The 14,019-nt window shown below is 72.2% G+C and carries 14 protein-coding genes; 4 read left to right on the plus strand and 10 right to left on the minus strand.

Translation table 11 applies throughout. The features are described from left to right. Positions 1 to 307 precede the first annotated feature (307 nt). Positions 308 to 1,420: a DNA alkylation repair protein gene (locus HZZ10_RS04040; RefSeq protein WP_179912507.1), complete on the plus strand. Its 1,113-nt coding sequence runs from the start codon at positions 308 to 310 to the stop codon at positions 1,418 to 1,420. 103 nt (positions 1,421 to 1,523) lie between these two features. Here the strand turns inward: HZZ10_RS04040 and HZZ10_RS04045 are convergent, their stop codons facing one another. From HZZ10_RS04045 to HZZ10_RS04085, 9 genes are all read right to left on the minus strand, one after another. Further along, positions 1,524 to 2,810 carry an aspartate aminotransferase type Ic gene (locus HZZ10_RS04045; protein WP_179912508.1) on the minus strand — a complete coding sequence of 429 codons (1,287 nt, stop codon included), beginning with the start codon at positions 2,808 to 2,810 and terminating at the stop codon, positions 1,524 to 1,526. A gap of 269 nt (positions 2,811 to 3,079) precedes the next feature. Beyond that, entirely contained in the window at positions 3,080 to 3,811 is a 732-nt protein-coding gene (locus HZZ10_RS04050; protein ID WP_179912509.1) for an RNA polymerase sigma factor, read from the minus strand. A 235-nt stretch (positions 3,812 to 4,046) separates the two neighbouring features. Further along, positions 4,047 to 4,475: an Rv3654c family TadE-like protein gene (locus HZZ10_RS04055; protein WP_308507480.1), complete on the minus strand. Its 429-nt coding sequence runs from the start codon at positions 4,473 to 4,475 to the stop codon at positions 4,047 to 4,049. Beyond that, positions 4,472 to 4,903, minus strand: coding sequence for a TadE family type IV pilus minor pilin (locus HZZ10_RS04060; protein WP_228087023.1), 432 nt, complete (start codon positions 4,901 to 4,903; stop codon positions 4,472 to 4,474). Before HZZ10_RS04060 ends, HZZ10_RS04055 begins: the two co-directional genes overlap by 4 nt. Beyond that, a complete protein-coding gene (locus tag HZZ10_RS04065) occupies positions 4,903 to 5,259 on the minus strand; it encodes a DUF4244 domain-containing protein (RefSeq protein WP_179912511.1) in 357 nt (118 codons plus the stop codon). The genes HZZ10_RS04060 and HZZ10_RS04065 overlap by 1 nt, the downstream gene beginning before the upstream one ends. A 224-nt stretch (positions 5,260 to 5,483) precedes the next feature. Beyond that, positions 5,484 to 6,170 (minus strand): type II secretion system F family protein, encoded by a 687-nt coding sequence (locus HZZ10_RS04070; RefSeq protein WP_056127738.1) that lies wholly within the window; start codon positions 6,168 to 6,170, stop codon positions 5,484 to 5,486. Further along, the gene (locus HZZ10_RS04075; RefSeq protein WP_179912512.1) at positions 6,167 to 6,880 is read right to left on the minus strand and encodes a type II secretion system F family protein; all 714 of its coding nucleotides are present in this window, start codon (positions 6,878 to 6,880) and stop codon (positions 6,167 to 6,169) included. Before HZZ10_RS04075 ends, HZZ10_RS04070 begins: the two co-directional genes overlap by 4 nt. Further along, a complete protein-coding gene (locus HZZ10_RS04080) occupies positions 6,877 to 8,160 on the minus strand; it encodes a TadA family conjugal transfer-associated ATPase (RefSeq protein WP_179912513.1) in 1,284 nt (427 codons plus the stop codon). Before HZZ10_RS04080 ends, HZZ10_RS04075 begins: the two co-directional genes overlap by 4 nt. After that, complete coding sequence (locus HZZ10_RS04085) at positions 8,157 to 9,155, minus strand: CpaE-like family protein (protein ID WP_179912514.1); 999 nt, start codon at positions 9,153 to 9,155, stop codon at positions 8,157 to 8,159. Before HZZ10_RS04085 ends, HZZ10_RS04080 begins: the two co-directional genes overlap by 4 nt. A 126-nt stretch (positions 9,156 to 9,281) precedes the next feature. On the opposite strand from HZZ10_RS04085, the gene HZZ10_RS04090 reads away from it, so the two are divergent. Next, positions 9,282 to 10,097, plus strand: a complete 816-nt coding sequence (locus HZZ10_RS04090) for an HAD family hydrolase (RefSeq protein ID WP_056130486.1) — start codon at positions 9,282 to 9,284, stop codon at positions 10,095 to 10,097. Positions 10,098 to 10,457: 360 nt separating this feature from the next. Then, entirely contained in the window at positions 10,458 to 11,882 is a 1,425-nt protein-coding gene (locus tag HZZ10_RS04095; protein ID WP_179912515.1) for an NAD-dependent malic enzyme, read from the plus strand. Between the two features lie 43 nt (positions 11,883 to 11,925). On the opposite strand, the gene HZZ10_RS04100 is transcribed toward HZZ10_RS04095, so the two are convergent. Then, the gene (locus HZZ10_RS04100) at positions 11,926 to 13,005 is read right to left on the minus strand and encodes an NADH:flavin oxidoreductase/NADH oxidase (RefSeq protein WP_179912516.1); all 1,080 of its coding nucleotides are present in this window, start codon (positions 13,003 to 13,005) and stop codon (positions 11,926 to 11,928) included. Positions 13,006 to 13,141: 136 nt separating this feature from the next. On the opposite strand from HZZ10_RS04100, the gene HZZ10_RS04105 reads away from it, so the two are divergent. Beyond that, on the plus strand, positions 13,142 to 13,993 hold the full coding sequence (locus HZZ10_RS04105; RefSeq protein ID WP_218928420.1) for a formate/nitrite transporter family protein: 852 nt from the start codon (positions 13,142 to 13,144) through the stop codon (positions 13,991 to 13,993). Positions 13,994 to 14,019 lie beyond the last annotated feature (26 nt).

Consider the following 14,019-nt stretch of genomic DNA (forward strand, 5'->3'; position numbering starts at 1 on the left):
GAGGTCGTACGGACACGCCGGATCTCGCCCTTGGGGGCCAGATCCGGCGTGTCTGTACGACCTCGCGGCAGGCAGGGCGACGTCGAGCCGGTTCGTGCGACCTCGTGGGGAGGTGGCCGGTGGTCGAGCGGCCGAAGTTGTCGTCGTAGTCGTCGTGGGCGTCGTGGGCGTCGTGGTCTTCGGGGCAGGTTCGGCGGCGACGGCCAGTACGCCTGTGCGGCAGCAGTCGCCTCGGTGTCAGGGCCCACCGATAAGGTCGGCGGGACCGCGGGCTCTCGCGGTCAGCGCAACCACCCCAGGAGATGCTGTGCCCTTCGCCGACGAGCTGCTCGGGTCCGATGCTGTGCTCGGCCTGGCCGAGGTGATCGAGGCCGCTGCGCCAGGGACAGCCGCTGAGAACGTCCGGTCGAGCGCTGGCTCCCTCGCACCCCTCGCGCTGCGGGACCGTGCACACCTCGTCAAGGACGCGATCCTCGCCGACGCGCCCGGCACCGTCGACGACCTCGCTGTCCTCGTGCGCCGCTGTCTTCACGACGAGAGCTTCACGGGGTGGATGATCTGGCCGGTGACAGAGGCCGTCAGCGCGCGGGCTATCGCCGCCGGGTCTGACGCCGCCCTCGACACCGCGCTCGACCTGCAGGCCGAGCTCACGGGGCGGCTCACCGCAGAGTTCGCCGTCCGCCCGCTGCTCTCCCACGACCTCGACAGGTCGCTCGCCGCGGCGCTGCGCTGGACGAGGAGCGACGACGAGCACGTCCGACGCCTCGCGAGCGAAGGAACCCGGCGCCACCTGCCGTGGGGTACCCAGGTCGCGGGCCTCTCAGCGGACCCGACCGTGACGCTGCCGATCCTCGACGCGCTCTACCGCGACGAGAGCGAGTACGTCCGCAGGTCTGTGGCCAACCACCTCAACGACCTCAGCCGCAAAGACCCTGAGGTCACGGTCGAGACCGCGCGCCGGTGGCTAGAGGCGGCCGCGCCGACGACCCTGCCGCTCGTCCGGCACGCGCTGCGGACCCTCGTCAAGCGCGGCGACCCGGACGCCCTCGCGCTGCTCGGCTTCGCACCGACCCCGGACGTCGTCGCGGAGCTCACACTCGAGGCGACCGAGGTCCGGGTCGGTGAGGCTCTGGGTCTCACGGCGACCGTGCACAACGGCGGGGCAGGCGCGGCGCGGGTGGTCGTCGACTACGTGGTGCACCACCGCAAGGCCAACGGCTCGCAGACGACGAAGGTGTTCAAGCTGACCACCGCCGACATCGGCCCGGGCGAGACGCTGCGGCTCGGACGACGGCACTCCTTCAAGGTGATCACCACGCGGCGCTACCACCCTGGGGCCCACGCCGTCGAGCTCCAGGTCAACGGGGTCGCCGCCGGGCGGAGAGACTTCGAGCTTCTCCCCGCCGACGACACCCCGTAGTGACGACCAGACGCCACCGCACAGTGCCCTGACTGCGGGCTCGGGCTCGGGAGTTCCTGCCTGGTGCCCCCGGCCTGAGGCATCAGATGTCAGGCGTCAGGCCTCAGGCGAGACGAGCCTCGACCGCGGCGAGCAGGGTGCAGGTCGCGACGCCGTCCATGGACGCGGCGACGTCGTCGAGCGACGGGAAGCTCGGCGCCAGCCGGATGTTGGTGTCCTCCGGGTCACGCCCGTAGGGGAACGCCGAACCCGCAGCGGTCAGCGCGATCCCAGCGTCCTTGGCGAGCTGGACGACCCGTCGCGCCGTGCCGGGCACCACGTCGAGGCTGATGAAGTACCCGCCCTCGGGGGTGGTCCAGGTCGCGACACCTGTCCCGCCGAGGCGCGCCTCGAGGATCTGCAGGACCTTCTCGAACTTCGGCGCGAGGATCTCGCGGTGCTTGGCCATGTGCTTGCGGACGCCGTCGGCGTCGCCGAAGAACCGCACGTGGCGCAGCTGGTTGACCTTGTCCGGTCCGATGCTCTTCTTGGAGTAGTGCTCCTGGTACCACGCGACGTTCGCCGCGGACGACCCGAAGAAGCTCACCCCTGCCCCCGCGAAGGTGATCTTCGAGGTGGAGGCGAGCACGTAGGGACGGTTCGGGTTCCCGGCCGCAGCAGCCATCCCGACGATGTCGTGCGCGGGCGGCGCCTCGTCGACGAGAGTGTGCACGGCGTAGGCGTTGTCCCAGAAAACCCGGAAGTCGGGTGCCGCTGTCGGCATCTCGACGAGGGCGCGAGTGACCTCCTCGGAGTAGACCGCTCCCGTGGGGTTGGCGTAGGTCGGGACGGTCCAGATGCCCTTGATCGCGGGGTCGGCGGCGACGAGCTCGCGGACCACATCCATGTCAGGGCCGTCAGCTCCGAGCGGCACCGGGATCATCTCGATGCCGAAGGACTCGGTGATCGCGAAGTGGCGGTCGTAGCCCGGGCTGGGGGCGAGGAACTTCACGACGGGCTCGGCCGACCAGGGACGCTCGGAGTCGGGGGTCCCGTGCAGGAGCCCGAAGACGACGAGGTCGTGCATGATCTCGAGGCTCGCGTTGTTGCCTGCCACGAGCTGTGACGCGGGAACGGAGAGCAGCTCGGAGAAGATCGCCCGGAGCTCGGGGAGACCAGCCGTGCCGCCGTAGTTGCGGCAGTCGGTGCCCGAGCCGTCCTTGGCGTCGGTGCCGCCGGGGAGGCTGAGCAGGTCGTTCGAGAGGTCGAGCTGTTCGGGTGCCGGCTTGCCGCGCGTCAGGTCGAGCGTGAGACCTGTCGACACCAGGTCCGCGTACTGCGCGGAGAGGTTCGCGTGCGCCTCGACGAGCTCGTCGTGGCTGAGGGACTCGATCGCAACCTGCTGGGGCATCCGGGACAACCTCTCGCCGGCTCCAGGAGCCGGATTCGCGTGATGAACGGTCTGACGAGGGCTCGAGCGGGTCGAGCAGACCTGCTCAGTGCACCGCTGCGGCAGTCACCGTCACGGCGCACCGCCGATCCTAGTGCGCTGGAGCAGGGCGTGGGGCGGGTGCCCACCTGGGCACCAGAGCACCAGAGCACCAGAGCAGGTTGGAGCACGAGCGCCACTCCAAGGGACCAGCCGGAGCCCGCGTACCAGACCGGTCCTTCGGACTCGCCTCAGCAGATGGTCGTCGTCGGTTCCTCAGCAGGCTCGGGGTCGAGCAGTGCGTGTGAGCCGTCCGCAGCCTGTGGCAGGACGACCGACCGCAGCACGTCCAGGAGGTTGCCGAGCGCGTCGATCATGGTCACGCACCAGCCGCAGCCGCGCAGGTGCCGTTCGTACCTCTGCTCGGACAGCTGTCCGAGCATCCCGGCCTGGTAGGCGTCAACTCTCAGGAGGAGCCAGGCGCAGCTGTCTGGGACAGACCTGTCGGCGACGGTCTCAGCCACCCACTCTGCCCGCAGCCGGCTGACGGCCTGCCGCGCATGGACCCGCAGGTCCGTCTGCTCACGGTCGAGGACGACCGCGAGGGTCGCCCGGGGCAGGGGCTCCACGACGGTGTACCAGAGCACCGTCTGATAGCTCCCGCGCAGCTTCCGGAAAGCGCGCACCAGGCTGAGGTCGCTCGTCTTCTCACCCGGCGCCGCACCAGCCTCGTCCTCGACAGTCGCGCACAGGTAGAGGAGGAAGGGCATGACAGGGTCATGGTCGGCAGCGATCTCGCTCATGACTCGGGCGAAGGCCCGTCTCACGACGAGAGCTGCGTCGTCTCTGTCGGCGACGTGCTTGCCCGCCCAGGTCAGTGCCGTCTCGCAGTGCCTGCGCCACAGGATCAGGCTCGCGTCGACGTCGCCCTCACGGACGCGCGCGACGAGCAGCAGGTCTGCGTCTTCGGACCGGCACTCCACGATCACTCTCCTGGTCCTCTCGTCTGCTGGTCTTGGCGTCGGCTCGTCTTGCCATCCTCGGCCTCCGGGGCTCCACATCTGGGTGCCCGGCAGCGCCCGAGCCCCGGAAAGCCTGTATGCCTCCCGTCGGTCCAGGGGGCGCGCCAGAGGTGATCCCCGTGCTCGACTCGCGGATATGGCGGCTCTTCGACACGGTCTAGGTGTTGATCGCGCAAGACCTGGTGCGTCGCCCTGGTCACCCACGGTCTGCCAGCGAGGCGGGCCCAGCCCGTGCCGTGGCTCTGGCTGCAGCGCCCGTCCTGGTCGCCAGGGTCGTGGACACCGTGCACGACCTGTCAGGGGCGCACAGGCAAGCCTCGACCTGAGCACCGTTGCTCGCCGCCACCTCGCGCGCTCCCGAGCAGGGGTCGGCTGCGCCGCGCTGGAGGGACGCCGCAGCAGCCAGCGCCGCCAGGTCTGCCGCTGACTGCGCGGAACCTCGCGTGACGACAGCACCCACGAGCACTGCCGTCCCCAGCACCAGGACGACGACGACAGCCACGAGCGCCAGCACCAGGACGGTCCCAGCCCCTCGGTCGTCGCGGACGCCGTGGGTCGCCCTCCCCCAGCGCGTCCCGGCGACAACCGCAGGGCCAGCGTCGGGCACCGCCTCGTGCACCGTCACGGCACGCCCGTCGACGACTCGACGCGGGCGGTCGCGGTGGCCGAGACGGTCAGGGGCCCGGAGAACCATCCGCCGGTGACAGACGTTCTCACGGTGACAGTGACCCACGAGCCGTCACCGCCCACGGTCGCGGACGCCGAGCTCCCGGCTAGCTGCGCCACGATCTCGTGGACCCGGCCGTCGCTCTCCCCTGCCGACGCGGCGCGAGCACCGGCCCTCGCAGCATCGACGACCCGGACCTGGGAGACACCCGCGACCACCACCACGAGGAGTGCCGCGAGGACGAGCACGACTGCCGGGAGCGCGACCGCGAGCTCCGCCGTCACGGCACCGTGGTCGTCCTGACGAAGGTGCCGCAGGCTGACGCGGCCCGAGCGCCGAGGCGCCCGTCCGTGCTCCACGCCGCCGGCAGCGTGCTCGACGGTCATCAGCCGATGCTCAGGGCGGAGGTGACCAGTCCTGTGAGCAGACTTCGGACCGTCCCGCTCGACAGGACTGTCACGAGCAGACCGGCAAAGCCGACAGCGGCGATCATCGCGATCGCGTACTCGGCCGTCGCCATCCCGACGTCTGTCCCCTGCTCGACGACGGTGTCCCAACGGTGGCGGAGGCCTGCCGCCGCGTGCTCGTCACGTCGGCCGTGCTCGTCGTGTCGGCCGTGCTCATCGTGTCGGCCGTGCTCATCGTGCTGGTCGTCGTGCTCAGCGCGTCGGCCGACCTCGCCGTGGGCTACGGACCGTCCGAGGCTCACGGGTGCCGGCAGGGTCAAGGTGGTGCTCGTCATGATGTGCTCCTTGGTCGTGGTGCCCCGGACGCGAGTGCGCCCAGGGGCCGGTCTCGGCAGCGAGGCAGGTCCGGAGAGCCCACCCACCACCGTCCGGCGGTCCAGCACCTCGGTGTCGCTGGGGTGCCGGGTCCACTGTCGGCCGGTGGGGCCCGGTGGCGACTGCCTAGATCCGGCACGTGTGGATGGACGCAGACTCAGCGCACCCTGTGGACAATCCACGCTCAACCGCCCATGAGCCCAGCGCCGAGCCCGGACCCGAGCGCCACGATCACCGGGACGAGCCCGAGCAGCACGAAGGCCGGCAGCAGGCACAGCCCGAGCGGCAGCACGAGCTGCACGCCCAGACGCGCGGCGGCCGTCCTCGACCGCGCGCGCCCCTCGTGGACGAGCTGCTCGCCCGCGACACGCAGGGCGTCGCCAGGCGGTGCGCCGTGGACCCACGCAGGACGCAGCGCCTCGGCGACGGGCCAGAGCCGGCCGGGGACCCGGTCCCAGGCCTGAGACCACCCAGCACCCAGCAGCAGCGCCGCAGCCGCACGTGCCAGCCCGGCACCGTCGACCCCGCCGACCGACCGCCCGACGGCCTCGAGAGCCCGCGGCACCCCGGCACCTGAACCCAGTGCGGCTCCGAGCAGGTCGAGGACCACCGTGAGGTCCACCGAGGGTTCGCCGCCCCCGCCTGCGCGGAGGTCAGCGTCCCTCGCGCCTGGAGGACCGGTCCTGGCTCCCCGACCGACGACGGTCACCCCGCCAGACGTGCCGGCCGTCCGACGGGCGGCACGCCCCGAGCGCCGCGCCGCACGCCCGACCAGCCCCCTGTCGAGCCACCACGGCGTCGTCGCCGACCAGACGAGCAGAGCGACGAGCAGACCTGTGAGCAGGCTGCCCACGATCGGCAGTCCGTTCATCGGTCGTCTCCGTCCGCGGCCGCTGAACGGACGAGCCTGCGTGACCACGCCTGACCGAGCACGAGCATCAGACCACCAGCGACAGGGGCCAGGGCGGCGGGCCCGCCGTCGAGGAGCAACCGGAGCGGAGAGGCGCCGAGCACGGTCGCGAGCCCGGCGCCGACGACAGGCAGCCAGAGCAGCAGTCGCGCCGTAGACCGAGGTGCCGCGAGCGCCGCCTCGCGATCGGCTGCGGACTCCGCCGCGGTGACGAGGGTGGAGACGATCGAGTCGAGCACGGGGGCGACGGGAGACCCGATCTCGTGGGCGAGCCTGCACGCGGCGACGACGGCGTGGGCCTGGGAGCTGTCGTGGGTCAGGCCGACGAGGTCGTCCGCGCGGGGCATCCCGTCGGCCGTCGTCCCGATGTCGACGCTCGCCCAGGCGAGATCGGGCGGCATGCCGCTGCGGACGAGCCCGGCGACCTGCGTGATGACGACCTGGACGCGGCCCGTCTCGCCGCGTCGGCGGGAGAGACCGCCGCGCAGCCTCCCCACCGTGGGTCGGAGCGTGCGACCCAGTGCCCTCCGGGCTCTGCGCACGGGCGTCGTCGGGCGCAGGGAGCCACGCCCGCGCACCGGGACCGACCCTGTCGCGAGCACGACCGCGGCAGCGAGCAGGACCCCGACCGCGCCGTCGGCGAGCCCTGGGAACCACAGGGCAGCGCTCATCCGAGCCCGAGCCTGTGCGCGAGGTCCTCCCAGCCGGGGTGCCGCAGAGGGGTGCTCTCCCCGTCCCACGTCAGGGCCGGTGCGACCTCGAGGCTCCCGTCGGGTGCACGGCCGACCACGGCGATCTCCTCGAGATAGCGGCGCGAGTCTCCAGGATCAGCACCCGCGTCCGTGCGACGGCTCCTGCGACGCAGGTGCAGGACGGCGTCGAAGGCGCTGACAGCCTGCGCCACGAGAGCGGCTGCGGGCATCGAGGCGAGGGCCGCGAGCGCCTCGAGCCGGGCGGGGACGTCACGAGCCGTGTTGGCGTGGATGGTGGCGCTACCACCGGCGTGCCCGGTGTTCAGCGCGGTGAGCACGTCGCGGACCTCTGCACCGCGGCACTCGCCCAGGACGATGCGGTCGGGTCGCATGCGCAGCGCCGTGCGCACGAGGTCGGCGAGGTCGACCCCTCCGGTGCCCTCGACGTTGGGACGGCGGGCGGTGAGCGGCACGACGTGCGGGTGGGCCGGGACCAGCTCCCGGGCCTCTTCGATGGTGATGATGCGCTCCGAGGCGGGGACCAGGGAGAGCAGGGAGGCGAGCAGCGTCGTCTTTCCCGACCCTGTCGCGCCCGACACGAGGTAGGAGGCGCGTGCGCCGACGATCGCCTCGAGGACCGGCACCCACCCGGGCGGGACCGTCTGAGCGTCTGCGAGCTCGTCGAGGGTGAAGGCCTGGGCACGCAGGGTCCGCAGGGAGATCACCGCTCCGGCCGGGCACAGCGGGGCGAGGACGGCGTGCAGCCTCGTCCCGTCGGGAAGGCGTGCGTCGACCGTCGGGCTGGAGTCGTCGAGCCGTTGCCCACCAGCAGCGGCGAGGCGGACGGCGAGGTCGCGGACGTCCTGGTCGCTCCCGAGGTCGACGCCGACGCGGACGAGGCCTGAACCGCGGTCGACCCAGACGTCGGCCGGGCCGTTGACGAGCACGTCGGTGGCCGTCGGGTCGTCGAGGAGCTCCTGCAGCGGACCGGCGCCGAAGACCTCGGCCCGCACGACGCCGACGAGCTCGTCGAGGGCGTCGCTCCCCAGCAGGACGTCGCCCGCGTGCAGCGCGTCGACGACCTGCTCGCGCGTCGGGTGCGGTCCTGCCCGCGCGAGCCTGTCGCGCACGCCGTGGAGGAGATCGTCCCGCGCCGGGTCGCTGCGGAGGCGCGGCGAGCCTGGACCAGGCTGCTGGGTGCCGGCACGGGTCGGCTGCTCGGTGCCGGCACGGATCTGCCGCGAGGCGACCCGGGTCATCGGCTGGCCTGACCCGAGCCGGCGACGGCCTGCGCGTGCGAGAGGACGGCTCGGGCGACGCCCCCGAGCGAGGACCGGGCAGCACCCCGGTCCGCACGACCACGACCACCTCCGCGGTCCCGGCGACCTCCGGCCCACCCTCGACCTCGTCCTGCGGGGTCCCGGCCGGTCCTCACAGGAGGGCCGGCCCCGGCCTCGACGGCTGTCGCGACCCGAGGGTCGGTGACGAGCTCACCCCAGAGCTCCATCCCGGCCGCCGCGGCGACGTCGTGCGGCAGCAGCCGTCCCGCGGCGGACCTCCGGCAGACCAGCCCGGACGGGACGGGGCCGAGCTCGGCCGCGACTGACTGGGCCCCGGCGGCCGACAGCGTCTCGCAGAGGGCGACGACGAGCCCCACGTCGCAGGACCGGGCACGGTCTGCGACCCGCCCCTGAGGGAGGTCGAGGACGACGAGGTCCGCAGCGGAGACGACAGCGCGCAGCACGTCACCTTCGACCTCGTCGGGCTGAGCGAGGCTCCGGGCTCTGTCCGTGCTCAGGACGTGCACCCCGGACCACCGCGGCAGCAGGTCGAGCAGCCTGACCGGGTCGACCTCGCCGCGCGCGTCCTGGAGGTCTGCCCACCGCAGGCCAGGTTCTTCCTCGATGCCGAGCAGCACGTCGATCCCGGCACCCGCGTGCCGTCCGTCGACGAGCACGGCGAGCAGCCCGGCGTGCGCACCCGTCACGGCGACAGCGGCAGCGAGGGTCGACGCACCCACGCCGCCGCAGGCCCCGACCACACCGACCGTGACAGCACGGGTCGAGGGACCACCGGCCCCCGGGCCGTCAACGCCGGCTCGACGCCGGTCCGTCCCGCCGAGGGTCGCGCCGGGGACCCCTGTCGGGTGCGCCAGGGTCGCGACGGCACGCGGCGATGGCCCAGCAGGTGCCACGGGAGGCGGCGAAGACCCGAAGGCCGCGCGAGTTGGGGAGAAGATGGTTCCAGAAGTCATCGCCCCACGGTGTCCGTCACGTCCTGCTCGGGGCACCCCGGACCACTCGACCTCGGGACGAGGAGTCCCGTCAGGGACCCTGTGGACAGCCAGAAAGCCCGCCGTCCGACCGGTTACGCTCGAACGGTGACCTCATCTCCTGCCCCGGACGCTGCGGCGGGGCGACGCACCGCGGCGTTCTTCGACCTCGACAAGACGATCATCGCGACCTCGTCGACGGCCGCCTTCTCACGCCCCTTCCTCGCGGGTGGGCTCTTGTCCCGCGGCGCCGTGCTGCGCGCCGCGTACGCGCACTTCCTGTTCCTCGTGGGCAGCGCCGACGCCGACCAGACCGAGCGGATGCGCGCCCACCTCAGCTCGATGGTCACCGGATGGCCCGTCGACCAGGTGTCGGCCATCGTCGCCGAGACCCTGCACGAGCTCATCGACCCCTACGTGTACGCCGAGGCCGTGACGCTCATCGCCGAGCACCGGGCCGCCGGCCGCGACGTGGTGATCGTGTCAGCCTCGGGTGCGGAGCTGGTCGAGCCCATCGCCGCGATGCTCGGCGCCGACCAGGCCGTCTCGACCCGCATGGAGGTGGTCGACGGCCGCTACACGGGCGAGATCGACTTCTACGCCTACGGGGAGAACAAGGCCGAGGCTGTCCGCAGGCTCGCCGCCGAGCACGGCTACGACCTGGACGGCTCGTACGCGTACTCGGACTCGATCACCGACGCCCCGATGCTCTCGGCGGTCGGCCACGGCTTCGCCGTCAACCCCGACCGCACGCTGCGCCGCCTCGCGGCCGAGCAGGGCTGGGGCGTGCTGACCTTCAACCGGCCCGTGGCGCTGCGCAGGGTCCTCTCGCCCCGTGCTTCGGTCGCCACAGGGGTCGCCGCGCTGGTGGGGACGGGTGCAGCGATCGTGGTGTGGCGGCTGCTGCGCCGTCGCTCCGTCTGAACGGCTCAGACCGACCAGAGGTACTTCCTGAGACCCCCTTCACACCGCCGCCCGAGCGGAGTAGAAAGGGAGGACAACAGAACGCAGGGAGCAGGACCCACGCGCGACCGGTCCCCGTGAGGACATGCTGACCAGGCTCGACCTGGAGCAGCAACTTGGAGAGTGCACGCCTGATACCTGTCCGCTGCGTCTGATCGACGGCGTCCCTCGGGAGAGGGACGCCGTCGGTGCGTCCAGCCGTGCTCACCGCGCACCGCACGCCGCACGCCGCGCACCGCCAGACGATCCGCTCTCTGGACTCCGCCGTCCCACGTCCACGCTCAGCCCGCGTTCTCGCCCTCGCGTCACTAGTCTGACCTGATGACCTCAGCGCCGAGCGTGTCCTCGTCCATCACCGTCCGTCTCGAGGTCGTCGCCCGACCGACCGCAGTGAGCGAGCTGACGACGTCCATCGAGCACACCGGCGGCATCGTCACGGGCCTCGACGTGACCGCCTCGCACTCCGACCACATCTCCGTCGACGTCACCTGCGCCACGCGCGGCGACGCGCACGCGACCGAGATCGTCGACGCTCTCCGGGCGATCCCGGGCGTCAAGGTCGGCCCGGTCAGCGACCGCACCTTCCTGCTGCACCTCGGCGGCAAGCTGCGCATCGAGTCCAAGGTGCCGATCCGCAACCGCGACGACCTCTCGATGATCTACACCCCCGGCGTCGCCCGTGTCTGCCAGGCGATCGCGAAGAACCCCGAGGACGCCCGCCGCCTCACCATCAAGCGCAACACGATCGCCGTCGTCACCGACGGCACCGCGGTCCTCGGGCTCGGAGACATCGGTCCCCTCGCCTCGCTGCCCGTCATGGAGGGCAAGGCCGCGCTCTTCAAGCGCTTCGCCGACATCGACGCCTTCCCGATCGCCCTCGACACGACAGACGTCGACGAGATCGTCGCCGCGGTCAAGGCCATCGCCCCGGTCTTCGCCGGGATCAACCTCGAAGACATCTCCGCCCCACGCTGCTTCGAGGTCGAGCGTCGCCTGCGCGCCGAGCTCGACATCCCGGTGTTCCACGACGACCAGCACGGCACCGCGATCGTCGCCCTCGCCGCCCTCACCAACGCCCTGATCGTGGTGGGCAAGTCGCTGCCCGACGTCAAGATCGTGCTCTCCGGGGCTGGCGCCGCCGGGACCGCAGTGCTCAAGCTGCTCCTCGCCGCCGGGGCGCGCGACGTCGTCGTCGCCGACATCGACGGCGTGATCTACCCCGGACGCCCCGACCTGGCCGAGTCGCTCGTCTGGACCGCCGAGAACACCAACCCTCGCGGCTTCACGGGCACGCTCAAGGAGGCGCTCGCGGGAGCAGACGTGTTCATCGGCGTGTCTGCGCCGAACGTCATCACCGGGGACGACGTCGCGACGATGGCCGAGGACTCGATCGTCTTCGCGATGGCCAACCCCTCCCCCGAGGTCGACCCCGACGAGGCCGCGAAGCACGCCGCGATCGTCGGCACGGGCCGCAGCGACTTCGCGAACCAGATCAACAACGTGCTCGCCTTCCCAGGCGTGTTCCGCGGGCTGATCGACGCCAGGTCGAGCAAGGTCACCGAGCCGTTGCTGCTGGCGGCGGCCAAGGCTCTCGCCGCCGTGATCCACGAGGACGAGCTCAACCCGACCTACATCGTCCCGAGCGTGTTCAACCCCGAGGTGACCACGCTCGTGGCCGCCGCGGTCGAGGCGACGGCCCGCGCGGAGGCCGAGGCCGACGCAGCAGCAGCGGCCGCGAGCGCCTAGCCGGGCCAGGCCAGGCCCAGCCCGGCCCGACCCGGCCGGACCGTCAGGCCCAGGCGCCCCGCACGTACTGGGGCTGCCAGCGGGCCTGGTCGGTCGGCACGCCGAGCTCGTGGGCGGCGCGCAGCGGCCAGTGCGGGTCGCGCAGGCCCTCGCGGCCGAGCATCACGGCGTCGGCAGACCCGTCGACGAGCACCTGCTCGGCCTGCGCGGGGTCGGTGATGAGACCGACGGCGCTGACGGCCACGCCAGACACCTCGCGGACGACCCGCGCCGCGGGGACCTGGTACCCGGGACCGACGGGGATCTGCGCGGGGGCGTTGCCGCCGGTCGAGACGTCCACGAGGTCGACCCCGTGCTCGCCGAGCACAGCGGCCACCTGCGCGACGTCGTCGACCGACAGGCCGTCGGGCAGCCAGTCTGTCGCCGAGACCCTGACGAACAGCGGCTTGTCGGCTGGCCACACCGCGCGGACCGCGTCAGTCACCTCGACGAGCAGCCGTGCGCGGTCCTCGAGCGGACCCCCGTAGCCGTCGGTGCGGTGGTTGGACAGGGGCGAGAGGAACTGGTGCAGCAGGTATCCGTGGGCCGCGTGGATCTCGACCACGTCGAAGCCGGCCTCGTCCGCCCGGACTGCCGCCGCGGCGAAGGCCGCGGGGATCTCCGCGATCTCCTGCGCGGTCATCTCGCGCGGTGCCTCGTAGCCTGGGAAGGCCTCGGCCGAGGGGCCCACGGTCTCCCAACCACCGTCCGCGGCAGGGACCGAACCGCGGTGCTCGCTCCACGGTCGGAAGGTCGAGGCCTTGCGCCCGGCGTGGGCGAGCTGGATGCCCGCACGCGACCCGCGCTCGTGCACGAAGTCGACGATGCGCGCCCACGCGGCCGTGTGCTCCTGGGACCAGATCCCGGTGTCCTGCGGCGTGATCCGACCCTCGGGGACGACTGCGCTCGCCTCGGCGACGACGAGCCCGAAGCCACCCTGGGCCCGTGCACCGAGGTTGACGAGGTGCCAGTCACCCGGCAGGCCGTCGACGGCCGAGTACTGGCACATCGGAGCGAGCCAGACCCGGTTGGGGAAGGTGACAGAGCGCAGCGTGAGGGGCTCGAAGAGCAGCGGTGAGGTCATGCTGGTCGCAACGCCCGCGCTGGTCCGAGCATTCCTCCACCTGCGACCTGGTCGCGACGGGGGTGCCACGGCAGCCGCCCGTCCCCCTCCCCGGCGAGCCCAAGGGGTTGACAGCCGAAGGGAGGCCGATGGTCCCATGAAGGGGGACACCGCCGGGAGGATCCTTGATCACGTGCTGACCATCCCGGAGACCCTCGAGTACCAGCGCGCTGCGGCGCTCACCAAGGTCGCGGCCACCCGCCGCCCCCTCGCCTACACCGTCCAGGCGATGATGGCCGGAGCCTACGTCGGCGTCGCCGTCGTGCTCATGGTCTCTGCGGCCGGACCCTTCCTGGCCCAGGACTCCCCAGCCGCCAAGCTGGTGTCGGGCCTCGTGTTCGGCATCGCGCTCACCCTCGTGGTCATCGCGGGCGGCGAGCTCTCTACCTCGAACATGATGACGCTCACCCAGGGCGCGATCGGCCGGTCCGTCCGGTGGGGCCAGGGCGCCGGGACGCTCGCCTTCAGCTTCTTCGGCAACATGCTCGGAGCCTTCGCCTTCGCCGCCCTCGTGCACTTCTCCGGGGTCCTGGCGCCCGAGACCCCCGGCGGGAAGATGATCTCGTCCATGCTCGCGGCGAAGGCGCACGAGTCCAGCACGCAGCTGTTCTTCCGCGCCGTGCTCTGCAACATCCTCGTGTGTCTGGCCATCTGGTCCTGCGCCCGCCTCACGTCCGAGGGCGCCAAGCTCTTCGTCATCTTCTGGTGCCTGCTGGCCTTCATCACCTCGGGCTTCGAGCACGTGGTCGCCAACATGACCACCTACGGCCTCGGCCTCATGAGCGGTGACCCCGAGGCCACCTGGGGGCACTTCGCCCGCAACATGACCGTGGTCGGGATCGGCAACCTCGTGGGGGGCGCCGTCGTGGTCGGGCTCGGCTACGCGCTGGTCGCCGGTCCGCTGCGCCCAGCGCTCCCCGTCCCGCTCGACACGCCAGCCGCTCGCTGAGGCTCTCGCTCTCGAAGCCTGCGGCC

The sequence above is a fragment of the Sanguibacter inulinus genome (assembly GCF_013415325.1).
Taxonomy (GTDB): domain Bacteria; phylum Actinomycetota; class Actinomycetes; order Actinomycetales; family Cellulomonadaceae; genus Sanguibacter; species Sanguibacter inulinus.